We start from the raw sequence: 22,054 nt of genomic DNA on the forward strand, positions 1-22,054 counted from the left end.
GTGCCCGACACGATCGCCGACATCCCCCTCACCACGATCGACGGCACCACGTCGACCCTCGCCGACTACCCGCCCGTGCGGCTGATCGTCAACGTCGCCTCCCGCTGCGGCCTCGCCCCGCAGTACGAGAAGCTCGAGGCTCTGCAGAAGAGCTACGGGGAGCGCGGATTCACGGTCCTCGGCTTCCCGAGCAACCAGTTCCTCCAGGAGCTGAGCGACGAGGACAAGATCAAGGCGTACTGCTCGGCGACCTGGGGGGTCACCTTCCCGATGTTCGAGAAGGTCCGCGTCAACGGCCGCTCGGCGCACCCGCTGTACGCGGAGCTCACCAAGGCGGAGGACGAGAACGGCAAGGCCGGCCGGGTGAAGTGGAACTTCGAGAAGTTCCTGATCACGACCGACGGCACGGTCCACCGGTTCCGCCCGACGGTCGAGCCCGACGACCCGCGGATCGTCAACCTGATCGAGGCCTCGCTCCCCGCCTGATCCCGCTCAGCGGCGGGCGCGTGGCCGGGGTGGGCCACCCGTCGCGGATCAGCGGTCGCGGAGCCCCAGAGCCGACCGCGCGTCCGCGGGCTCGACGCCCTCGGGGCAGACGATGTCCGAGACCTCGAACGGAGTAGCGCGAGTGAAGGGGATCATCTCGATCCCGTCGACATGGCGCAGCAGCACGAGTCCGCCCTGGCCCTCGCGCAGGCTCCTCCGCACCTGGCGCAGGAAGATGCCGGCCATGTCGAGCTCGACGACGAAGGAGCGGCCGCTCACGTCGATCCGGCAGCCGATGACGGCCTGGGGATCGACGGACACCGAGTCGGGGACGCGACGCGGCTCGACCGGCTGGTCCTTGCGGAGCGCCCGCACCGGGGTGAAGGTGTGGAAGCCGGTCGCTCGCGCGGTGTCCGTCATGGTCGTCTCCGTCCGTCGACGTCCGCCGATGGTTCCGGGGACGTCTTCTCGACGGTACTTCTCACCCCCGCAGAGGGGACGGGGTTGACGGCCGCGCGATCGCGAGGCAGCGGGGCTCAGGAGCCCTGGCGCTGCTCCTCGGGCTCCGGCAGGACCGAGAGCTCGCCGTGCATGCTGGCGACGCTGAGCATCTGCTCGATCCACGCGCGGTTGAGCTTGGGCTGGTGCGCCTCGGTGAAGCGGAAGTGCAGCGGCACCGACGGGTGCAGCCAGACGGAGCTCCGGCCGTGTCCGGTGGAGGCGTCCTCCATCCACGAGAGCGAGAAGGCTTCGTTGCGGCGCAGCTTCGAGAGGACGGCGACCTTCAGGTGCGCGAGGACGCGCTCCTCGAATTCGATCTCGAGGTTCTGCGGTCCGTAGATGAGCGTGGCCACGGGCCCCCTTCGTTCATCGGGCCGGCCCTGGCGGACGGCTCCTCGGGGGACGGTATCCGCTCGGACCCCGGTGCGGGGAATCGGGCAGGAGACACGCCGGACCCCCATTGACAGTCCCGCGGACGGGACGTAGCACTGCCGGGCGTGCTGGGCGCCACCCTAGCCGACGCGTATCGGCGGAGTCGATGCTCCGTCGCGGATCTCCGGTCGGTCGGGGCCGGGGAGCAGGCGCGGGCTCCTCCGGCGGCCGGCCGCGTCACTCCGGATCCTCGTCACGGACCGGCCGGCGCGTCCCATCCCTCCTGCGGGGTCGCGCAGGTGCCGCGGAAGACGTACTGCGACGGCAGCCTCCGCTGGTGCGAGGACCAGTCGATCGCCGGCCGCCGCTGCTCCGGAGGCAGGTAGCCGAGGCGGTACACCGCCATCAGCTCGAGCTCGTCGGGCACGGCGAGCAGCGACTCGATCCGCGCCCACGCCCCAGGCACCTCCATCGGGAACGACACGAACTGGATCCCCATCCCCAGCTCGACCGTGCTCAGCCAGACGTTCTCCATCGCGGCGCCCATGCTGAACACCGAGTAGAAGGAGGAGAGCTCGCCCGGCCGGTACTCGGAGCGGTCGAGCATCACCCCGAGCAGCAGCGGCGATCCCGCGACGAGCCGGCGGTTCTCCTCGCCGAGGGTCTGCGGGACGCGGAGGGAGTTCATCAGGAACTGCCCGCGCTTCGTGAAGACCTGCTTCGTGAAGGGGCGGAGCGGAGCCGGCAGCCTGTCGAACAGCATGCCGTCGCGCCGCTGCTCCATCTCCTCGCTGCTGAAGCGGAAGTAGGGCTTGTAGCGCTCGAAGAAGGTGCCGTTCGACATCGCGGTGGTCATGCTCTCGCCGCTGATCGCGGCGATCCGGTCGATGGTCTCGCGCTCCTCGACGAGCACGAACCGCCACGGCTGGCTGTTGAGCTGCGACGGGGCGCGTCCGGCCACCTCCATCAGGAGCCGCTGGTGCTCCTCCGAGACGGGGTCGGGCAGGAACGCGCCGTTGGTGGTCTTCCGGCGCCGGACGACATCGAGGAACTCCATGCCTCGATCCTGCCCCGATCGATCGCGCACAGGGGGAGCGGCGGCGGCCCGGGGCGCGCGCGGTACCATCGAGGGTCCTGTGCAGGCTCGAGGGAAGCGGTGGAACGGTGAAGACGAGGGTCATCTTCTACCTTCTCGGAGGTGTGTTCGTGCTCGGCGCGGGCATCAACTCGGTGGTGGGCTCCGGCTTCTCGGTGCCGAACATGCTGACGATCCTCTGCGGCGCGCTCATCCTCGCGATCGCCGGCTGGCAGGCGCTCCGCTCGTACCGCGCCGACCCCGACCGCGACGTCGAGCCCCCGCGCTAGAGGCGGGGACCGTCAGCGCAGTGCCGCCCCGGCTCTGAGGCGCTGGAGCACGCCGCGCCGCCGCTCAGGCCTCCGCGTCCGCCCGAGAGCGGCGAGCACGAACGGAGCCGCCGCCAGCGCGATCGCCGGGTGCCGATGTCCGTGCGTCCCGGCGAAGGGGATCACCGCCAGCGGGACGGCGGCGGGAGCCAGCGCCGCCGCGGCGCGGGGGGCTGACCGCCGCAGCGTCGCCCAGGCCAGAGCGGTGAGCGTCGACGTGCAGACGTAGAGCGCGTGGTGGATCCAGTGCCAGCGGCCCGTGCGGAGGGCGCCGGTGGCGACGGCGGTGCCGAGGGCGCAGTTGGCGGAGTAGCTGACAGCGGCGGCGCGCAGCCAGAGCGGACCGGATGCGCTCGCCCTCCGCCGCGTCCTCACACGTCGCCCCGCGCGAGCAGCAGCCGGTAGGGCGCCGCGCGCTCGACCCGCCACCCCTCGGGCGCCACCGCCCGCAGCTCGGCAGCGGTGTAGCTGCGGCGCACCGACAGCGACCCGTCGTAGTGGAGGAACGAGCCGGCCGCGATCGGGCGCGTCGCCAGCAGGTAGGCCGTGTAGGCCAGCCGCGAGCGCTCGATGTCGTTGTGGAGGGCGCGCGGGGCCAGGCGCTCGCTGTCGGCGAGCAGCTCGGCGAGCGACTCCGGCGACAGGTGGTGCAGCACGTGGTTCGAGGTCACCAGATCGAAGTGCTCGCCCTCGGCGACCAGGTCGGCGCTGCTCGCGCGGCGGAACTCGACTCCGGGCGGCGCGGACGTCGACGTGGCGAAGCCGGAGGCCCGCTCGTCCGGATCGACGGCGGTGATCGCCAGGCGGAGTCCGTCCTCGCGTGCCCAGCCGGCGAGGGAGCGGGCGACGTCGCCGCCTCCGGAGCCGATGTCGAGCAGGCGGAACGGCTCGTCGGGCCGCAGCAGCGGACGCAGGCGCGAGCGGTAGAGGCCGCGCCACCCCGAGACCAGCCGGTTCACCGTGCCGAAGCGGGCGTAGGTGGCGTCGAGCAGGGTCCGGTCGCACTCCGGGTCGTCCATCAGCTCCTGCTCGGAGACCTCGCGGTGGCGCAGGTCCGGCGCGAGAGGGGCTCGCGGAGTCACTCCCCGCCCCGCTTGGTGAGCAGCGCGAGCTCGACGGTGAGGCCGGGCCCGAACGCCATCGCGCCGATCCGCTCGCCGTCGGCCGCCTCGCCGTGCAGCAGGCGCCGCAGGATGAAGAGGACGGTCGCGCTCGACATGTTGCCGTTGGTCCGCAGCACCTCGCGCGACGGGGCCAGCTGCTCGTCGCTGAGGGCGAGCGAGGCCTGCACCTTGTCGAGGATGCTGCGGCCGCCGGGGTGGATCGCCCAGCGCTGCACGTCGCTCCGCTCGACCTCGGCGCCGGCCAGCAGCGGGGCGACGGCCGCCTCGATGTTCGCGCCGATGATCGAGGGCACGTAGGTGCTCAGCCGCATCGAGAAGCCGTGGTCGCCGATCGTCCAGGCCATCTCGGTCTCGCCCTCGTCGGTGAGCGTCGTGGCGAGCGCGTCGAGTTCGAGCACCGGTGTGCCGGGAGCGGCTTCGCGGGCGGTGACGACGGCCGCCGCTCCTCCGTCGGCGAAGACGGAGGTGGCGACGATCTGCTCCGGGTCGTTGGAGCTGGTGAGGTGGATGGTGCACAGCTCGACCGCGACGACGAGGACGACCGCCTCCGGGTCGGCCTCGCAGAACTGGCGGGCGGCGCGGAGCCCGGGGAAGGCGCCGTAGCAGCCCATGAAGCCGAGGTGGAAGCGCTGCGTCGAGGGCGCGAGCCCGAGCCGACGGACCAGCTGGTAGTCGGGCCCCGGGGCGTAGAAGCCGGTGCAGGAGACGGTCACCACGTGGGTGACGTCCTCGGCGGTCATCGACGCGGACGCGAGGGCGCGTCGGGCCGCCTCCGTGAAGAGCTCGGGAGCGCGCTCGGTGTAGACGGCGTTGCGCGCCGCCGTCCCCGGATCGAGCACCAGGCCGCTCGCGGCGTCGTAGAAAACGCTCGCACCCTCCCGTTCGACCCGGTCGAGCTCGTCGACCACCGTGCTGCGGGTGTCGATCCCGGACGCGTCGAAGGCCGCGCCGATCAGGCGGGACCCGAGACGGGTCATCGCGGGCTGGGACGCGAAGAGGTCGCGCACCTCGGACTGGCGCAGGACCGTGGTCGGCACCGCCGTCTCGATGCTGCGGATGTGGACGCTCACCCGCAGGAACCTATCGCGGAATCCTGCGGGTGAGCGGTGCCCTGGAGCGGGATCAGAGGATCGGCTTCCCGCCGGTGACGGCGATCGTCGACCCGCTCATGTAGCTGGCGTCGTCGGAGGCGAGCAGGACGTAGGCGTGGGCGACTTCGGCCGGCTGGCCCGGGCGGCCGAGCGGGACCTGCTCGCCGAACTCGGCGACGGCCTCCGCGGGCATCGTGCTCGGGATGAGCGGGGTCCAGATCGGGCCCGGTGCGACCGCGTTGGCGCGGATGCCCTTCGAGCCGAGTGCCTGCGCGAGCGAGGCGGTCATGCTGAGCATCGCCGACTTGGTCGCCGCGTAGGGCAGCAGCTGGTACGACGGCTGGTCGGACTGCACCGAGCTCGTCGCGATGATCGACGCGCCCTCCTTGAGGTGGGGCAGCGCCGCCTTCACGAGGTGGAAGTAGGCGCTGATGTTGGTCGCGATCGTGCGGTCCCACTCCTCGTCCGGGATGTCGGTGACGCTCTCGCGGCTCATCTGGAAGGCGGCGTTGCTGACCAGGACCTCGAGGTGGCCGAAGCGCTCGACGGTCTCGGTGACGACGGAGCGGCAGTGCGCCGGGTCCTGCAGGTCGCCGGGGAGGAGCAGTGCCTCGCGGCCGGCCTCCCGGATCCACTTCGCGGTGTCCTCGGCGTCGTCGTGCTCGTCGAGGTACGAGATCGCGACGTCGGCGCCCTCGCGCGCGAACGCGATCGCGACGGCCTTGCCGATGCCGCTGTCGCCGCCCGTGACGAGGGCGACCTTGCCGCTGAGGCGGCCGGTGCCGCGGTAGCTGGTCTCGCCGTGGTCGGCCTTCGGCGTCAGTTCGGCCTCGGTGCCGGGCGGTGTCTGCTCGGGGGATTCCGGAGTCATTGCTCTCCCTCTCGTCGGTGCGTTCCTCCATGCAAGCCGCTCGGGGCCCCGCCCGCAGGGGGTTGACGATCCGGAGCGCTGATCGGCCGTCAAGCCCGCGACACCGGGGACTCGCCGGGTCTTGACTGAGAGCATCCGCCCCGTTCCGGGGGCGCGGCCAGGAGGTTCGACATGAGCACGACAGACAGGGACCCGGGTTCCGACAGTGGACTGCCCGGACGCACCGGCACTCCGGGCACAGGAGACGACACGACCGCCGTGCCGCGGACGGAGGGCTCGCATGCGGAGTCGACGACCGGCGCGACCGGCGCTTCGCGGGCCGGCTCCTCGCCGGTCGTCTCGGCGCACGACGACTCCTCGCGGACCGGCTCCTCGCCCACCGGCCCCGAGCACCGCGCACCCGTCGACCCCGACTCCGCCGAGGCGAAGCAGGCCCGTGCGGCCGCGCGCAAGGACATCCACCAGCGCGAGCGCGACCGCTTCGGCGGCTTCAAGATCGGCTGCGCCTTCTTCGGCTGGCTCGCCGCCACCGGACTCGCGGTCCTCCTGACCGCCCTCGTCACCGCGATCGGGGCCGCCGTCATCGGGACCCAGGACGTCACCGGCGACCTCGCGGCCGACCCCGCGGCGTTCGGCTGGGCGGGCGCGATCGCGCTGCTGGTCATCCTCCTCGTCGCCTACTACTGCGGCGGCTACGTGGCCGGCCGCATGGCCCGCTTCAGCGGAGCGAAGCAGGGCGTCGGAGTGTGGGCCTGGGCGGTCGTCGTCGCGATCGTCGTGGGCATCGTCTCGGCGATCACCGGCGGCAGCCAGGCGCTGTCCGCGGTCAGCGGCTTCCCGACGATCCCGCTGGACGCCGGCGACGCCACTGTCGCGGCGATCGTGACGGCGCTCGCCGCGCTGGTCGTCGCGCTGGTCGGCGCCGTGCTCGGCGGTCTCGCCGGCATGCGCTTCCACCGCCGCGTCGACCGCGAGGGCCTCTCCGGCCTCTCCGTCTGACGCTCCCATCCCTCCTCCCTCCCGCGAGATGCCACTTCGGTAGGCCACGCACGGCGTGTCGCGTACCGAAGTGGCATCTCGCGGAGGGGAGGTAGGGTCCTTCGCGTGACGGGGGAGCGAGGGGCGCGGCTGGCGGGCGAGCTGCAGGAGTGGGACGCGGGTGCGCTCGCGCTCCTGCGGGACGAGTACCTGGCGTTCCTCGAGCAGCGCGGCGAGTCGGCGCTCGAGCGCGACGGCTCACCCGAGCACGTCACGGCGAGCTGCTTCGTGCTCTCGCCGGATCTCGCGCGGGTGCTGCTCTGCTTCCACCGCAAGGGCCGGTTCTGGGTGCAGCTCGGCGGTCATGTCGAGCCGGGCGACGGCTCCGTGGCCGCCGCGGCCCTCCGTGAGGCGCGGGAGGAGAGCGGCCTGGCTCGGCTCCGCCCGCTCGGCGAGCTCCCGCTGGATCTCGACCGCCACGGGCTCGGCAGCGGCTTCGGCCGGTGCGCCCGCCACTGGGACGTGGGCTACGGCGCTCTCGCCGATCCCGACGCCCCACTGATCGTGAGCGACGAGAGCGACGACGTGGCCTGGTGGCCGGTCGATGCCCTGCCCGCGGAGGTGCCGCCCGGCTTCCCGGAGCGGCTCGCGGGCGCGCTCGAGGCGGCGCGTCTGCTCTGACCAGGTCGGCGCGACGCGGCTGTCGGTCGTGCGGTGTCGAACGAAGGAAGGAAGTGCTTCCACGGCGGCGGATCCGCGTGACCTCGGTCGCTCGCGGGCGTTCCTCCTTCGTTCGGAACACCGCCGCCGCGTCGGTGCGGCACGATGGGGCGATGAGCAGCGCTGACCGACCCGTCATCGTCCTCGCCGGAGCGAGCGGCTTCCTCGGCACCGACCTCGCCCGCCGCTTCACCGCCGACGGCTGGACGGTCAGGCGGATCGGCCGCTCCGGGCCGGACGCGCGCTGGGGCGACACCGCCGGCATCGCCCGCCTGCTCGACGGTTCGCGCCTCCTGGTGAACCTCGCCGGCAAGAGCGTCGACTGCCGGTACACCGCGGCGAACCGCGCCGAGATCCTCCGCTCGCGCGTGGCGACCACGGCGGAGCTTCATCGTGCGGTCGCGGCGGCCGCGACTCCTCCGCCGGTCTGGATGAACGCGAGCACGGCCACGATCTACCGGCACGAGGAGGAGCGGGCGAACACCGAGGACGAGGGCGTGCTCGGCGAGGGCTTCTCGGTCGACGTGGCGCGGGCGTGGGAGTCGGAGTTCTTCGCGGGGGAGACCCCCGGCGTGCGGCGTCTGGCGCTGCGGATGGCCATCGTGCTCGGAGACGGGCCGGCGACGGCGATCCTGCTGCGGCTGGCGCGGCTCGGCCTCGGCGGTCCGCAGTTCGACGGGCCGTGGCCCTCGACGCGCGCCCGTCGCGAGGCCGGCGTGCATCACGAGCACCGGCGCACCCGCGGCCGTCAGCACTTCAGCTGGATCCACGTGGAGGACGTCCACCGGTCGATCCGCTTCCTCGAGGAGTCCAGCCTCGACGGGCCGGTGAACCTCGCGTCGCCGAACCCGAGCGACAGCACCGAGCTCTCCCGACTGCTCCGTGCCGCCGTGGGCCGGCGGATCGGCGTGCCGGCTCCGCGCTTCGTCCTCGAGCCCGCGACGCTCCTGCTCCGCACCGAGCCCGAGCTCCTGCTCAAATCCCGCTGGGTCGTGCCCGCCCGCCTCGAGGACGCCGGCTTCACCTTCGCGCACCCCCACCTCGCCGAGGCCCTCCGCACCCTGGCCTGACCCGCGCCGAGGCTCACCCCCTGAAGCGTCCTGGTGCGGCGTTCCGGCGGATCATCACCGTGACGCGCTGCTGCTCTCGCCACGGGTGCCCATCAGGGCCGCCGCCGCTGCGGTCAGCTCGGCGTTCGAGGAGACCCGCGTGCCGTCCTCCAGCACGGAGGTGTCCTCGAGCCCGGTGCGGATGCTGTGACCGCGCGCGATCGCCCGGCGGCTCACCTGCCAGGAGGCCCGGCCGATGCCGTGGTGCAGCTGCGGCAGAGTGATGCCCGCCGCGGCGACCATGGCCTCCATCTCGGCGTCCAGTGCGACAGCGTCGTCGGAGTCGGCCTCGAGGGGCTCGATCACGAGGCGCACGAAGCGCGACGGTGCTCCCGCCCGTACGAACTCCTCGACGTCGGACAGGGAGAGGACGCACGCCTCCACACCCACGCCGCGGCTCGCGAGCAGGGCGGTCACGTCGTCGATGCCCGCCTCGCCCTGGTTGGCGGCGATGAGGTCCGGCAGCTCCGTCCACTCGTCGATCAGCGCGAGGCGCTGCCGGGGGTCGGGCACGATCTCGGCGAAGGTCGTCACGTTCAGAGGTGTGCCCGGGCAGGTTCTGCGCACCGCCCTCAGCATCCGTCCGACCGGTCCGGCCGCCAGCGACTCCTGGCCGTCGTCGTCGAAGGCGTGCAGATGCAGAAGTGTCGCTCCGGCGGCGACGCAGGCCGCGGCGTCCTCCGCGGTCTCCTCCGCGGTGCGGGGCATGGCGGGGTGGTCGGTGTCGCCGTTGAGGGCCACCTGCAGATCGGGGGTGCCGCCGGCGCGGAGAGCGCGGATGTCCTATCCGTCCTCGTCGAGCAGATGACGGAAGAGCGGATCGGCGAACTCGGCGACACCTGCGTAGCGCGCCGTGAGCCTCCGGTAGGTCGTGACGCGTTCGGAGTGAGGCAGGACCGTGTCCCGCTCGCGGACGGTCGCGTCGATCGCGGTGCCGAAACCGTCGTGGACGCCGGCGCCGACCAGTGCGCAGATCGCGGCGCCCATCCCGGCGGCGTCGTTCACCTGCACGCGGCGCGCGGGACGGTCGAGGACGTCGGCGACGATGCTCATCATCAGGTCGGAGCGGGATCCGCCTCCGGAGACGACGACCTCGCGGAACCGCCGTCCGAGCGCGTGCTCCATCCGGTCGACGTGCCCCCGCATCGTCATCGCGATCCCCTCGAGAATGCTGCGGTGCACGTGGAATCGGCCCTGCCGTCCGTCGAAGCCGAGCATCGCCCCTCGCCGGTGCGAGGCGTCGTCCGGGGCCAGCCAGTCGAGCAGCGTGATCAGGCCGTCCGAGCCGGGTGCGACGAGCGCCGCGCCCGCGTTCAACTCCTCGTCCGTCAGGCCGCCGGCCAGCAGGTCCCGCCACCAGCTCACCGTCCACATCCCCCGGCGGATCCCGCCGCTCTCGTAGAGGTAGCGGCCGGGTTCGCTGCCGAAGTTCACCCAGTACGCCTCGGAGGAGGGTGCGAACGGCCCGGTCGACATCGCGGCGATGTAGGTGCCGAGGGAGAGCAGCAGCTGGTCGTCGGAGCGCAGGCCGCTGCCCAGCGCTTCGACCGCTTTGTCGTTCGCGGTCGCGAACACGGGGAGTCCTGCGGGCAGGCCGAGTGCTCCGGCCGCCTCGGTGCTGACATGCCCGAGGAGGCCGCCGGGATCGACGAGCTCGAACAGCTGCTCGGGCCGGATGCCGGTCGCTTCGTAGGCGGCGGGGTCCTCGGACCAGCGCCGCGTCCGCTGGTCGATCGGCCAGACGCCCTGGTGGTTGGCTGCCGCATCCCGGCGCTCGCCGGTGAGGCGGTGGGTGACGTAGCCGGAGGAAGTGGTGACGAAGGCGACTCCGGGCCGCTGGACGTGCGGGCGCGAGACACGCTCGTCCATCCAGCTCATCATCGGCTCGACGAGGCGACCGTCGGCGTCGAGCAGCGCGCGGCAGAAGCGGATGGTGCACAGCCCCAGGCCCACCACCTGCGCCGTGTCTCCGCGGAACGAGGCCATGGCCTCGGCGCAGGCCTCGACGACGGACTCCCAGACGTCGTCGCCCGGATGGACGACGCGCCCCGGCTCCGGCGTCTCGTACTGGAGGAGACGGCGCTGCGCAGAGGCGTGCACCACCCCGTCCTGATCGATGATCAGCACTTTCGTGCTCTGCGACCCGTTGTCCACTGCGACGACGTAGCGCGTCCCCTCCGCGACGCTCACGAGTCGAGGGCGATCAGCGTGCCCGCGTTCATCACTCCGCGCGGGTCGAAGGCGGCCTTGAGCGTGGTCAGCATCCCGAAGGCGGAGCCGTGCTCCTGCTGCGTCCACGGCGTGCGGTACTTGCCGATGCCGTGGTGGTGCACCATCGAGCCGCCCAGGCGCAGCGACTCCTCGACGATGATCGCGTTGAGCGGGACGTGGTACTCGTCGATCTCCTCGCGCGGGGACACCTGGATCGCGTAGTCGTAGACGAAGTACAGGTTCGTGCCGGTCTGGTAGCTGTGCGACGAGTGCGCGCCCAGCATCGTCAGGTCGGCGGCGCGGGGGAACTCCTCGCGGATCCGGGTCATGACCGCGTCGTAGAGCGCGCGCACACGGGACCAGTCGATCGAGACCTCGGTCGTGTAGCCGAGGTGCGCCTCGCGCAGCATCGTCTCCTTCTCGGCGTCGATCTTGTCCTGGCCCCAGTTGAGGCCGTCGAACCAGCGCTCGATCAGCGCCGTCTCGACGCGCTCGTGCGGGCGGGAGGCGAACAGCTCCTCGATCGCCTCGGCGGTGGCGTCCGCGATCCGCTTCGGGCCCTCGGCGACGAGGATCACGACGCTCCTCCCCCCGGCGAAGTGCGCGAAGTGCTGGGCGGCGTCCTCGGGTGAGTAGGCACGGCAGACGGAGGGACGGTAGCCCGCGGTCACCAGCTCGCGCAGCGCGTCGACGCCGTCGGCGAAGTCGTCGACGAGGAAGCCGAAGAAGCGGTTGTTCTCGGGCTGGTACCGGAACACCTTGATCGTCACCTCGGTGATCACGCAGAGCGCGCCCTCGTTGCCGATCACGACGTGGCGCAGGTCCGGTCCCGCGGCGCGGCGCGGCACGTTCTTGATCCGCGCGACCGTCCCGTCCGGGAACACGGCCTCGAGTCCGACGACCATGTCCTCGATCGCACCGTAGAGCGTCGAGAACTGGCCGATCGAGCGGGTGGCGACCAGGCCGCCGTACTGGGCGAGCGGCTTCGACTGCGGTGAGTGGCCGGTGGTGAGGCCCTGCTCGCGCAGCACGTCCTCGAGGCGCTGCAGCGGGACGCCGCACTGCACGGTCGCCATCATGTCGACCGGATCGATCGAGAGGATCGCGTCCATGCGCGAGCCGTCGAGCACGATCGTGTCCTCGATCACGGTCTCGAGGCCGCCCTCGGTGGCCGTGCGGCCGGTGCGGGGGACCACGTTGATCAGATTCGCGTCCGCGAACCGCAGGACGGCCGCGACCTCCTCGGCGGTGCGCGGGTAGACGATCAGGGCGGGGATCGGCCCGTCGAAGATCCCGTGCACCGACTGGTACTTCTTGAAGCGGTCGACGGAGGCGAGCTCCAGCTCGCGCGGGTCGGTGTCGACCGATCCCGCGCCGAGCAGCTCGGTCACGGCGGCGACGATCTCGTCGCGGCGGAGGGGGGAACGGGAGGCGGCCATGCGGTGGTCCATCGCTTTCGGAAGGGTCGGGAGGGAGGTCATCAGCGGACGAGGTAGCCGCCGTCGACGACCAGGACGTGGCCGTTGACGTAGTCGGAGGCGCGCGAGGCGAGGAAGACGGTGGCGCCCATCAGGTCGCCCGGGTCGCCCCAGCGCTCGGCGGGGATGTGCTCGAGGACCCGGCGGTCCGCGTCCGGGTCGGCGCGGGTGGCAGCGGTGATGGCGGTGGCGAAGTAGCCGGGAGCGAGAGCGTTGACCTGGATGTTGTCGCGGCCGAGCTCGTCGCAGTAGGCCTTGGTGAAGCCGACGATCCCCGCCTTGGTCGCGGCGTACGCGGGGGAGCCCTTGCCGCCGAGGAACGAGAACAGCGAGGCGATGTTGATGATCTTCCCGCCGCCCTGCGCGCGCATCCGGACAGAGGCCTCGTGCGCCAGCTCGAACGCGGCGGTCAGGTTCACGGCGAGCATCGGGTCCCACTGCTCGCGGCCGAAGTCGTCGACGTCGGCGAGCAGGCAGATCCCGGCGGAGTTGACCAGCACGTCGATCGCGCCGAAGCGCTCGACGCAGGTCTCCACCACCCCGGCGGGCGTGCCGCGGACGCTGATGTCGGCCTCGACGAACTCGTAGCGGGCGCCGGTCGCCTCGACGAGCCGGCGGGTGGTGCCGTCGTCCTCGGCGAGGCTCGGCACGAGCACGTCGGCGCCGGCGGTGGCCAGGGCGAGCGTGAAGGCGCGGCCGAGGCCGGTGTTGCCGCCGGTGACGACCGCGGTCCGGCCGGCGAGCGAGAAGTAGTCGGTCGAGAAGTCGGTGATCTCCATCGAGAGGTCCTTTCCAGGTCTCAGGCGTGGTGCGGATCGGCGATGCCGACGTAGCGAGTCTCGAGGTACTCCTCGATGCCCTCGGCCCCGCCCTCGCGGCCGAGACCCGACTGCTTCACGCCGCCGAAGGGCGCGGCCGGGTTGGAGACGACCCCGGCGTTGAGGCCGAGCATCCCGGTCTCGAGCTCCTCGGCGAGCCGGAGCCCGCGGTCGAGGTCGCGGGTGAAGGCGAAGGCGACCAGGCCGAAAGGCGTCGCGTTCGCGAGCTCCACCGCCTCCGCCTCGGTGTCGAAGACGACGATCGGGGCGACCGGGCCGAAGATCTCCTCGTCGAGGATCCTGGCGTCGCGCGGCACGTCCGTGAGCACGGTCGGCTCATAGAAGTAGCCCGCACCCGGGACGGCGGAGCCGCCGAGGGCGAGAGTCGCCCCGTCCTCGAGGGCGCCGGAGACGAGCTCCGACACCTTGCCGCGGGTCGCCTCGTCCACGAGTGGCCCGAGAGTGGAGCCGGGCTCGGTGCCACGGGCGACGCGGAAGCCGGCCATCCGCTCGACGAAGGCCGCGGTGAAGCGCTCGGCGATGCCGCGCTGCACCAGGAAGCGGTTGGCGGCCACGCACGCCTCGCCCCCGTTGCGCATCTTGGCGAGCACGGCGCCCGAGACGGCGGAGTCGAGATCGGCGTCGTCGAAGACGAGGAACGGGGCATTGCCGCCGAGCTCCATCGAGACCCGCAGGACCTGCTCCGCCGAGTCGGCGATCAGCCGACGGCCGACCTCGGTCGAGCCGGTGAAGGACAGCTTGCGCAGGCGCGGGTCGCGCAGCAGCGGACCCGTGACGGCTCCGGCGCTGGTCGTCGGCAGCACCGTCAGCACGCCGTCGGGCAGGCCTGCTTCGCGGAGCACCTCCGCCAGCAGCAGCGCGGTCAGCGGCGTGAGAGCGGCGGGCTTGAGGATCATCGTGCACCCGGCCGCGATCGCCGGCGCGATCTTGCGGGTGGCCATCGCCAGCGGGAAGTTCCACGGGGTGATGAACAGGCACGGACCGACCGGGCGCTTCAGCACCAGGAGGCGGTTGATCCCGTCGGGCGCTGTGGCGTAGCGCCCTGAGATCCGCGGCGCCTCCTCGGAGAACCAGCGCAGGAACTCCGCACCGTAGGCGACCTCGCCGCGCGACTCCGCCAGCGGCTTGCCCATCTCGAGGGTCATCAGCAGCGCGAAGTCCTCGGCTCGCTCGGTGACGAGCTCGAAGGCGCGGCGGAGGATCTCGGCGCGGGTGCGGGGAGCGGTCGCGGCCCAGCCGCGCTGCGCGGCGGCCGCGGCGTCGAGTGCGCGGACGCCGTCCTCGGGGCGGGCGTCGGCGATCTCGAGCAGCGTGCGGCCGGTGGCGGGATCCTGGACGGCGAAGGTGGAGCCGTCGGCGGAGTCGGCCCAGCCGGAGCCGAGGAGCAGCTGCACGGGGATCCGGGCGAGGAGGGCGGCCTCGTCGGCTGCGGTGGTCATGCGGGTCTCCAGGGTGGTGGTCGTGGCGGTCACAGGCGCAGGTCCCGCCCGATGAGGTCCTCGTAGAGGCGGAACGGCGTCATCTCTCCGGCGCGATCGCCGTAGGAGGCGCGGGCGCGGCGGTAGATCTGCTCCACCAGGCCGCTGAGCTCGGCGGGCACGCCCACCGAGCGGGCGAGGTCGATCGAGAGGCCGAGATCCTTGCAGGCGAGAGCGATGGCGAAGCCCTCGTCGTAATCGCCGGCGGTCAGGATCGAGAGCACGTCGCGCTCGACGAAGGTGCTGTTCGCGGGGCTCGCGATGAGGGAGTCGCGCAGCACTCCGAGGTCGACGCCGGCCTTCGTGCCGATCGCCAGCACCTCGGCGGTCGCGACCAGGTGCGAGAACCACAGCTGGTTGATCATCAGCTTCACCGCGTAGCCGGTGCCGTGGCCGCCGACGTGCAGGATCCGCTCCGGATCGCCCATCGCCTCGAGCACCGGGCGGACCCGGGCGACGTCCTCGGCCTCTCCGCCGACGAAGATCTGCAGCATCCCGCTGGCGGCACCGACGGCCATGCCGCTGACCGGTGCGTCCAGGACCCGCAGGCCCCGGTGCCGTTCCTCGGCGCGGACCCGGTCCGCTACCTCGGGGACCGAGGTCGACATGTCGATCCAGGTGCCGCCGTCGGCGATCCCCGCGAGGATGCCCGAGGGGCCGCCGACGACGTCCGAGACGTGGCGCGGAGTCGGCAGCATCGTGATGACGAGGTCGCTCGAGGCCGCGACCTCGGCGGCGGTCGGCGCCCAGACGGCGCCTCCCGCCACCAGCTCGTCTGCCGACTCGCGGCGGATGTCCGTGACGACGAGCGGGAAGCCGGCCTTCTGCAGGTTCCTGGTCATCCCGGAGCCCATGTTGCCGAGGCCGATGAACCCGACGGTCGGGGTGGTGGCGGGGGGCATGGTGATCGTGTCTCCTGTCATGGGGCGGCCGGAGCCGTGTAGAAGGGGTTCGCCGGAGCGCCGCGGGCGGCGAGCACGTCCTCCAGCGGCGGCAGGTGCCGGGCACCGTTGCGGAGTGCGGTCGCGGTCGCCTCGCGGTTGTGGCGGTAGACGGCGTCGGCGTCGTCGGCCGCGGCGTTCACCCAGACCGCGGCGATCACGACGCACTCGTCCACCGCGGCGGGATCGACGGAACCGTCGGCCACCGCGTCCGCCACTCCCGCCGCGACGCCGGCCTGCGCCGGGCCCCAGATCATCACGCCGTGCTCGTCGCCGGCCGGGGCCGACTTGGTGACGAACAGCGTGAGCGGCTTCACCGGGAGCGAGGGGCGCAGCACGGCGACGAAGGGGACGTGGCCGGCGCTCGGAGTCGCGAGGGCGGTGGCCCAGGCCGTCCCGGCCGGGCCGGTGCGGGCGCCGAGAACGGTGTTGATGTGGGCGGCGTTGACGCCCTCGCCGACGAAGCTCTCGCCGACCTCGAGGATCGGGGCGGTCATCCGAGGAGTCCCTGCTCGTCGAGCCACTCGCTGGCGACGTCCTCGGGGTCCTCGCCGTCCACGTCGACGCGGGCGTTGAGCTTCTGCATCTCCTCCGTGGTGAGCAACGGCGAGACCTCGGCCATCACGTCGGCGATCGCCGGGTACTCGTCGAGCACCGACTGCTGGAGCGTGAACCCGCCCTGGTAGACGGGGAAGAACTGCTGGTCGTCCTCCATCACGGTCAGGTCGAGGGCCGAGATGCGGCCGTCGGTCTGGAACACCTCGCCGAAGTTGCAGTCGTCGCCCTTCTGGGTGGCGGTGTAGATGACACCGGTGTCCAGGAGGGTGACGTTCGAGTCGGGCACGTCGAGTCCGTAGGCGGTCTTCAGACCGGGCCAGCCGTCGTCGCGCGTCGAGAACTCGCTCTCGATGCAGAACGTCTGCTCGTCGGCGGGCAGCTTCGCGACGTCGCTGAGCGTCTTCACGCCGAGCTTCTCGGCCTCGGAGGACCGGATCGCGAAGGCGTAGGTGTTGTTGAGGGGCGCGGGGTCGAGCCAGGCGATGTCCTTCTTCGCGTCGGCCTCCTTCACCGCGGCGAACTGGGCCTCGGCGCCGGGGATCGGTGACGTGTTGCCGTTGTAGGTGATCCAGGAGGTGCCGGTGTACTCCCAGTAGCCGACGAAGTCCTTGTTCTCGAGCGCCTGGCGCACGTTCGCCGAGCCCACGAGCTTGGTGTTCGCCTCCAGGTCGGCGCCGTGGGCGTTGAGGAGGTCCGTGGTGATGTGGGCGAGGATGTACTGCTCCGAGAAGTCCTTCGATCCGATCTCCCCGGAGAGGCCCGAGAGCTCGTCCCCCGCTCCTCCCGAGCCCTGGGAGGCGCCCCCGGAGCATCCGCTCAGGGCGGCGATGCTCGAGACGGCCGCGGCGACGATGACGACGGTTCGCTTCTTCATGGTTGTTCCTTCTGTGCAGGGGTGTGCGGGGGTGCGGATGTGCAGGAGTGAGGGGGGCGGGCCGGCGGCTAGAGGCCGCGCGGGCGCACGGCGTCCTCGACCAGGCCTGCGGCCCAGTCGATGAGCACCGCGATGCAGGCCACGAGCACGGCGCCCGTGATCAGGACGGGATAGCGCTGCAGCTTCAGGCCGTTGACGATCATGTCGCCGAGCCCGCCGGCGTTGATGAAGGTGGCGATGGTGGCGACGCCGACGCAGAAGACCAGCGAGGTGCGGAGCCCGGCGAGGATCACCGGCGAGGCCAGCGGCAGCTCGATCCGCCGCAGGACCTGGTTCGGGGTCATCCCCATCCCGCGCGCCGACTCGCGGACGCCGGCGTCGACCTGCTCCAGCCCCGTCAGGGTGTTCCGCAGCACGGGGAGGAAGGAGTAGGCGACCAGCGCGACCAGTGCGGTGGCGAATCCGGTCTGCCACACGATCGCCAGCAGGATCACCACGCCCACCGCGGGCGTCGCCTGGCCGATGTTCGCCAGCCCCAGCACCACGGTGTGGAACACCTTCGACTTCGCCCGGTAGACGGCGATGCCGGCCGGGATCGCGAGGACCGCGACGAGCGCTGAGGCGGTCACGGTGAGCACGACGTGCTCGCCGACGCGGGCGAGGATGTAGCCCGGGTTGAGCGTGCGCTGCTCGATCGAGTCGAGGGTGCTGCTGCTCAGCCAGAGCAGGGTGACTGCGAGCACGACGGCCACCGCCAGTGGAGCGGCGACCCGGCGCAGCACGCGGCCCGAGCGGCCGGCGCGGAGCGCGACGGAAGGAGCGATGACGGCCATGTCAGCGGACCTGTCCCGGCGCGGCCGACGGGTCGGAGTCGCCGGTGAGCACCGCGGAGATCGCAGCGTGGTCGAGGGAGCCGCGGACGGTTCCGCCGCCGTCCACCACGTCGACGCAGGGTGCTCCGGTGAGCACGAGCAGGTCGAGCGCGTCGCGGAGGGTGGCCGAGAATCCCACCCGCGGCGACCCCGACGGGCCTGCCGCGGCGAGGCGGGCGCCCCGCACCGGAATCAGCGCGAGGCGCTTGAGCGCCGCGCCGCTGCCGATGAAGGAGGCGACGTAGTCGTTCGCCGGCGCCGCGAGGATGGCTGCCGGAGTGTCGAACTGCTCGATGCGCGACCTCTCGCTCATCACGGCGATCCGGTCGCCGAGGCGGATCGCCTCATCGAAGTCGTGGGTGACGAAGATGATCGTCTTGCCGATCTCGCTCTGCAGGCGCAGGAACTCCGCCTGCAGCTTCTCCCGCGTGATCGGGTCCGTCGCGCCGAACGGCTCGTCCATGAGCATGACCGGCGGATCGGCGGCGAGCGCCCGAGCGACTCCGGCCCGCTGCTGCTGACCGCCGGAGAGCTGCTTGGGGTAGCGCTGCGCGAACTGGCCCGGGTCGAGCTGCACCGTGCGCAGCAGCTCGTCGACGCGCTCGGCGGTGCGCTGCCTGGTCCAGCCGAGGAGCCTCGGGACGACGGCGATGTTCTCGGCGATCGTGAGGTGCGGGAACAGGCCGATCTGCTGGATCACGTAGCCGATGTGCCGACGCAGCTGGTTGGGATCCAGGCTGAGCACGTTCTTGCCGTCGATCCGGATCACTCCGCTCGTCGGCTCGATGATGCGGTTGATCATCTTCATCGTGGTGGTCTTGCCGCACCCGCTCGGGCCGACGAACATGACCAGCTCGCCGGGCTCGATCCGCATCGAGAAGTCCTCCACAGCGGGCGCCGACTGGCCGGGGTAGGTCTTGCTGACGCCTTCGAGCTCGATGGCGACTCCTCCCTCCCGCTGCGAGATCGCGGAGAGGAAGCCCGTGTCGGTGGGTTCAGGGGTGGTCATCTCAGGCACGCAGACCTCTCGAGGTGGTGAAGCGGGTGATCAGGAGGAAGGCGGCGTCGACCAGCAGCGCCAGGACGACGACGGCGACGGTGCCGGTGAGGGCGTAGTTGAGGGCGTTCTTCGAGCCGAGCGAGGAGAGGCCCTTGAAGATGTACTGGCCGAGGCCGGGACCGGCGACGTACGCGGCGATGGCGGCGATGCCGATGGTGAGCTGCGCGGCGACGCGGACGCCGGTGAGGATGATCGGCCAGGCGATCGGCAGCTGCGTGGTGAGCAGGACCCGCAGTGGACCCATCCCCATCCCGCGCGCCGCCTCGAGCACGTGGCTCGGGACCTCGCGGAGGCCGACCACCGTGTTCCGGATGATCGGCAGCAGCGAGTAGAAGACCAGCGCCACCACGGTCGGCGCCCAGCCGAGCCCGAGGACGGGGCTGAGGATCGCCAGCAGGGCCAGCGAGGGGATCGTGATCGCGATGCCGGCGGCGGTGATGGCGAGCGAGCGGGGGACCGGGCGGTCCCATACCAGCAGGCCGATCACGACGCCGAGCACCAGGGCGATGACGAGCGAGACCGCCACGACGAGCACGTGCTCGAGGACGAGCTCCGCGATGTCGTCCCAGCGGCGACCGAGGAAGACGACGAGTCCGGAGACGTCGGATCCGGGCACGGATGACTCCCTTCTCTCCATTGAGCGGGGCCGCCGAGTGGCGACGAGGTCAGAGTACGAAGAGCGGTGCCATAAAAACAATGGATGTTGCTCATATGACAACTGCCGTCTACCGTTGCGTCATGCAGGACGACAGTGCGGCGCCGCGGCGCAACTCCTCGGGCCTGGCCCGCGACATCGAGATCCTCGAGATCCTGGGCGGACCGGAGGCCGAGGAGTCGGGCGGGCTGGGCGTGATGCGCATCGCGCAGCTCACCGGCCGCGACAAGGCGGTCATCTCGCGCAGCCTGGCCACTCTCTCCGACGCGGGCCTGCTCGACCGCGATCCCGCCACGCTCGGCTACCGGCTCGGGAGTCGGATCTTCTCGCTCGCCGCCCGCACCCTCGAGTCGCAGCTGATCGCGCGTTCGCGCCCGCACCTTCGGAGGATCGCCCGCTCCACGCGCGAGACCACGCACCTCTGCGTGCTCCGCGGCGGCAACGTGCTCACCGTCCTCAGCGAGCTCAGCCCGCACGAGGTGCGCACCACGGGCTGGGAGGGGGTCATCACCGCGGCCTGGCGCACACCCTCGGGGCGGGTCCTGATCAGCGACTGGGACCGCGCCTCCCTCTCGGCCTGGTACGACGAGCACGGGCACGACCGGCCGGTGGTGGGGCCGGTCGATCCGGCCATGGCCGCGGCAGGCTTCTCGGTGCTCGAGGAGCCGCCGGTCGATAAGGCGGTCGTCTCGGATTTCGACTCGCTGATCGCCGAGCTCGCGCGGATCCGGGAGCGGGGCTGGGCGACGCTCGACGAGGAGCTGGAGCGCGGGGTCGTAGGGGCCTCGGCGCCGGTGCGCGACTTCTCCGGCCGCATCGTCGCGGCGATCAACGTCAGCGCGCCGAAGTCGCGGATCGGATCACAGCTGGACGCACTCGGGGCCTATGTCTCGCTCACGGCGCGCGAGCTGTCCACTCACCTCGGCTCTCCGGGGTGAGTGCAGCCGCACCGACACGGCGGGCCTCACCGGACGACACCGCCGGCGGCGAGGAGGAGGCCGGCTCGCCGCGCTCGGTCGAGCGGGCGGCTTCTCAGGAGCGGCGCGGCTGCCGTCGCGCTACCGCGCGACCTTCGCCGCGATGTCGCTCCGGTACATCCCGCCGTCGAGGTGGATCAGGTCGAGCGCGCGGTACGCACGCTCCCGCGCCTCGACGAAATCGGCGCCGCGAGCGACGACGTTGAGCACGCGGCCGCCGGTGGCGACGAAGCGTCCGTCGACCAGCTGGGTCGCTGCGTGGGCGATGGTGACGCCGGGGACGTCCGCCGCCGCGTCGAGTCCGGTGATGGTCCGCCCGGTGACGGCGTTCTCGGGATAGCCCTCGCTCGCGAGGACGACAGTGACGGCGACCTCGTCGGTGAACGCGGGCCACGGCACGGAGGCGAGGGAGCCGGTCGCGGCGGCGTGCAGCAGCGCGGACAGCGGGGAGGCGAGGCGGGGGAGGACGACCTGGGTCTCGGGGTCGCCGAAGCGGGCGTTGAACTCGATCACGCGCAGGCCCGCGTCGGTGACGATGAGGCCGCAGTAGAGGAGTCCGACGAAGGGGGTGCGCTCGCGCTCGAGCTGGCGGATGGTCGGGATGGCGACCGTGTCGATCACCTCGTCGACGAAGGCGCGCTCGCTCTCCCAGCGGTCGGCGAGCCAGGGGAGCGGGGAGTAGGCGCCCATGCCGCCGGTGTTCGGCCCCTCGTCGCCGTCGCCCAGGCGCTTGAAGTCCTGTGCGGGGGAGAGGGGGACCACGTCGTGGCCGTCGGAGAGGAGGAAGAGGGAGACCTCCTCGCCGGCGAGGAACTCCTCGATGAGGACGTCGCCGGACTGCAGCCAGAACTCGGCGTGCGCGATCGCGGCGCTGCGCGACTCCGTCACCAGGACGCCCTTGCCCGCGGCGAGGCCGTCGGCCTTGACGACCGACGGGAGTCCGTACTCGTCGATGACGCGGGTGGCGTCGACCAGGGTGGAGACGCGTGTGGCGCGGCCGGTGGGCACGCGGGCCATGTCCATCACGCGCTTCGCGAAGGTCTTCGAGCCCTCGAGCGCGGCGGCGGCCTTGTCGGGGCCGAAGGTGGGGATGCGTCGGCGGCGGAGGGCGTCGGCGACTCCCGCGACCAGGGGCGCCTCGGGGCCGATCACGACGAGCTCGATGCCCTGCTCGACGGCGAAGTCGCTGACGAGCCGGGGGCTGTTCGTGTCGAAGTGGATGACCTCGACGTCGCGCGCGATGCCGGCGTTGCCGGGCGCCGCGATGATCTCGTGGTGCTCCTCCTCCGCGAGGAGAGCCGTGATGATGGCGTGCTCACGGGCACCCGAACCGAGAACGAGGATCTTCACCCTGACAGGATAGGGCGCCCCGCGCCGGAGCCGTCCTCCGAGCCGCCCGCCTCCCGCGAGATGCCACCTGTGACGACGACACGCCGAGGATCGCCTGCACAAGTG

25 protein-coding genes are annotated in these 22,054 nt (G+C 72.0%); 6 read left to right on the forward strand and 19 right to left on the reverse strand.

The window, feature by feature from the left end; genetic code table 11:
- Positions 1-486, forward strand: a complete 486-nt coding sequence (locus GSU45_RS01100) for a glutathione peroxidase (protein WP_244248169.1) — start codon at positions 1-3, stop codon at positions 484-486.
- Between the two features lie 48 nt (positions 487-534).
- On the opposite strand, the gene GSU45_RS01105 is transcribed toward GSU45_RS01100, so the two are convergent.
- The 3 genes from GSU45_RS01105 to GSU45_RS01115 form a co-directional block, all read right to left on the reverse strand.
- Entirely contained in the window at positions 535-906 is a 372-nt protein-coding gene (locus tag GSU45_RS01105; protein ID WP_159911980.1) for a hypothetical protein, read from the reverse strand.
- A gap of 116 nt (positions 907-1,022) precedes the next feature.
- Positions 1,023-1,340 carry a hypothetical protein gene (locus GSU45_RS01110; RefSeq protein WP_244229547.1) on the reverse strand — a complete coding sequence of 106 codons (318 nt, stop codon included), beginning with the start codon at positions 1,338-1,340 and terminating at the stop codon, positions 1,023-1,025.
- A gap of 272 nt (positions 1,341-1,612) precedes the next feature.
- The gene (locus GSU45_RS01115; RefSeq protein ID WP_159911982.1) at positions 1,613-2,416 is read right to left on the reverse strand and encodes a nitroreductase family protein; all 804 of its coding nucleotides are present in this window, start codon (positions 2,414-2,416) and stop codon (positions 1,613-1,615) included.
- A 107-nt stretch (positions 2,417-2,523) separates the two neighbouring features.
- Here GSU45_RS01115 and GSU45_RS01120 point away from each other — a divergent pair, with 107 nt between their 5' ends.
- Positions 2,524-2,724 carry a hypothetical protein gene (locus tag GSU45_RS01120; protein WP_159911984.1) on the forward strand — a complete coding sequence of 67 codons (201 nt, stop codon included), beginning with the start codon at positions 2,524-2,526 and terminating at the stop codon, positions 2,722-2,724.
- Positions 2,725-2,736: 12 nt separating this feature from the next.
- On the opposite strand, the gene GSU45_RS01125 is transcribed toward GSU45_RS01120, so the two are convergent.
- From GSU45_RS01125 to GSU45_RS01140, 4 genes are read right to left on the reverse strand one after another with little or no spacing between them, the layout of a single operon-like run.
- Complete coding sequence (locus GSU45_RS01125) at positions 2,737-3,138, reverse strand: hypothetical protein (protein WP_159911986.1); 402 nt, start codon at positions 3,136-3,138, stop codon at positions 2,737-2,739.
- A complete protein-coding gene (locus GSU45_RS01130; RefSeq protein WP_244248170.1) occupies positions 3,135-3,845 on the reverse strand; it encodes a class I SAM-dependent methyltransferase in 711 nt (236 codons plus the stop codon). Before GSU45_RS01130 ends, GSU45_RS01125 begins: the two co-directional genes overlap by 4 nt.
- On the reverse strand, positions 3,842-4,957 hold the full coding sequence (locus tag GSU45_RS01135) for a 3-oxoacyl-[acyl-carrier-protein] synthase III C-terminal domain-containing protein (protein WP_159911988.1): 1,116 nt from the start codon (positions 4,955-4,957) through the stop codon (positions 3,842-3,844). Before GSU45_RS01135 ends, GSU45_RS01130 begins: the two co-directional genes overlap by 4 nt.
- 52 nt (positions 4,958-5,009) lie before the next feature.
- Entirely contained in the window at positions 5,010-5,849 is an 840-nt protein-coding gene (locus GSU45_RS01140) for an SDR family oxidoreductase (protein WP_159911990.1), read from the reverse strand.
- 171 nt (positions 5,850-6,020) lie between these two features.
- On the opposite strand from GSU45_RS01140, the gene GSU45_RS01145 reads away from it, so the two are divergent.
- From GSU45_RS01145 to GSU45_RS01155, 3 genes are all read left to right on the forward strand, one after another.
- Positions 6,021-6,848: a hypothetical protein gene (locus GSU45_RS01145; RefSeq protein WP_208543471.1), complete on the forward strand. Its 828-nt coding sequence runs from the start codon at positions 6,021-6,023 to the stop codon at positions 6,846-6,848.
- A 105-nt stretch (positions 6,849-6,953) separates the two neighbouring features.
- A complete protein-coding gene (locus tag GSU45_RS01150) occupies positions 6,954-7,508 on the forward strand; it encodes an NUDIX domain-containing protein (protein ID WP_244248171.1) in 555 nt (184 codons plus the stop codon).
- A 152-nt stretch (positions 7,509-7,660) separates the two neighbouring features.
- Positions 7,661-8,617: a DUF1731 domain-containing protein gene (locus tag GSU45_RS01155; protein ID WP_159911992.1), complete on the forward strand. Its 957-nt coding sequence runs from the start codon at positions 7,661-7,663 to the stop codon at positions 8,615-8,617.
- Between the two features lie 54 nt (positions 8,618-8,671).
- Here GSU45_RS01155 and GSU45_RS01160 read toward each other — a convergent pair whose 3' ends face one another.
- From GSU45_RS01160 to GSU45_RS01210, 11 genes are all read right to left on the reverse strand, one after another.
- Complete coding sequence (locus tag GSU45_RS01160; protein ID WP_208543472.1) at positions 8,672-9,397, reverse strand: 3-keto-5-aminohexanoate cleavage protein; 726 nt, start codon at positions 9,395-9,397, stop codon at positions 8,672-8,674.
- Positions 9,398-9,439: 42 nt separating this feature from the next.
- The gene (locus GSU45_RS01165; RefSeq protein WP_159911994.1) at positions 9,440-10,846 is read right to left on the reverse strand and encodes an FGGY family carbohydrate kinase; all 1,407 of its coding nucleotides are present in this window, start codon (positions 10,844-10,846) and stop codon (positions 9,440-9,442) included.
- Positions 10,843-12,306, reverse strand: a complete 1,464-nt coding sequence (locus tag GSU45_RS01170; protein WP_159911996.1) for an FAD-binding oxidoreductase — start codon at positions 12,304-12,306, stop codon at positions 10,843-10,845. Before GSU45_RS01170 ends, GSU45_RS01165 begins: the two co-directional genes overlap by 4 nt.
- 41 nt (positions 12,307-12,347) lie before the next feature.
- Positions 12,348-13,124, reverse strand: coding sequence for an SDR family oxidoreductase (locus GSU45_RS01175; protein WP_159911998.1), 777 nt, complete (start codon positions 13,122-13,124; stop codon positions 12,348-12,350).
- Positions 13,125-13,144: 20 nt separating this feature from the next.
- Positions 13,145-14,623 (reverse strand): NAD-dependent succinate-semialdehyde dehydrogenase, encoded by a 1,479-nt coding sequence (locus GSU45_RS01180; RefSeq protein ID WP_159912000.1) that lies wholly within the window; start codon positions 14,621-14,623, stop codon positions 13,145-13,147.
- Positions 14,624-14,652: 29 nt separating this feature from the next.
- Entirely contained in the window at positions 14,653-15,564 is a 912-nt protein-coding gene (locus GSU45_RS01185; RefSeq protein WP_159912002.1) for an NAD(P)-dependent oxidoreductase, read from the reverse strand.
- Positions 15,565-15,581: 17 nt separating this feature from the next.
- Complete coding sequence (gene fae, locus GSU45_RS01190; protein WP_159912004.1) at positions 15,582-16,100, reverse strand: formaldehyde-activating enzyme; 519 nt, start codon at positions 16,098-16,100, stop codon at positions 15,582-15,584.
- Positions 16,097-17,035: a glycine betaine ABC transporter substrate-binding protein gene (locus GSU45_RS01195; protein WP_159912006.1), complete on the reverse strand. Its 939-nt coding sequence runs from the start codon at positions 17,033-17,035 to the stop codon at positions 16,097-16,099. The genes fae and GSU45_RS01195 overlap by 4 nt, the downstream gene beginning before the upstream one ends.
- A 68-nt stretch (positions 17,036-17,103) precedes the next feature.
- Positions 17,104-17,868: an ABC transporter permease gene (locus tag GSU45_RS01200; RefSeq protein WP_159912008.1), complete on the reverse strand. Its 765-nt coding sequence runs from the start codon at positions 17,866-17,868 to the stop codon at positions 17,104-17,106.
- 1 nt (position 17,869) lies between these two features.
- Entirely contained in the window at positions 17,870-18,916 is a 1,047-nt protein-coding gene (locus GSU45_RS01205) for an ABC transporter ATP-binding protein (protein WP_159912010.1), read from the reverse strand.
- 1 nt (position 18,917) lies between these two features.
- On the reverse strand, positions 18,918-19,583 hold the full coding sequence (locus tag GSU45_RS01210) for an ABC transporter permease (protein WP_348272084.1): 666 nt from the start codon (positions 19,581-19,583) through the stop codon (positions 18,918-18,920).
- 122 nt (positions 19,584-19,705) lie between these two features.
- Here GSU45_RS01210 and GSU45_RS01215 point away from each other — a divergent pair, with 122 nt between their 5' ends.
- On the forward strand, positions 19,706-20,560 hold the full coding sequence (locus GSU45_RS01215; RefSeq protein ID WP_159912014.1) for an IclR family transcriptional regulator: 855 nt from the start codon (positions 19,706-19,708) through the stop codon (positions 20,558-20,560).
- 120 nt (positions 20,561-20,680) lie between these two features.
- On the opposite strand, the gene purD is transcribed toward GSU45_RS01215, so the two are convergent.
- Positions 20,681-21,949 carry a phosphoribosylamine--glycine ligase gene (gene purD / locus GSU45_RS01220; protein ID WP_159912016.1) on the reverse strand — a complete coding sequence of 423 codons (1,269 nt, stop codon included), beginning with the start codon at positions 21,947-21,949 and terminating at the stop codon, positions 20,681-20,683.
- Positions 21,950-22,054 lie beyond the last annotated feature (105 nt).

Origin of the sequence: Rathayibacter sp. VKM Ac-2801, from assembly GCF_009834245.1 — a bacterium.
GTDB lineage: Bacteria > Actinomycetota > Actinomycetes > Actinomycetales > Microbacteriaceae > Rathayibacter.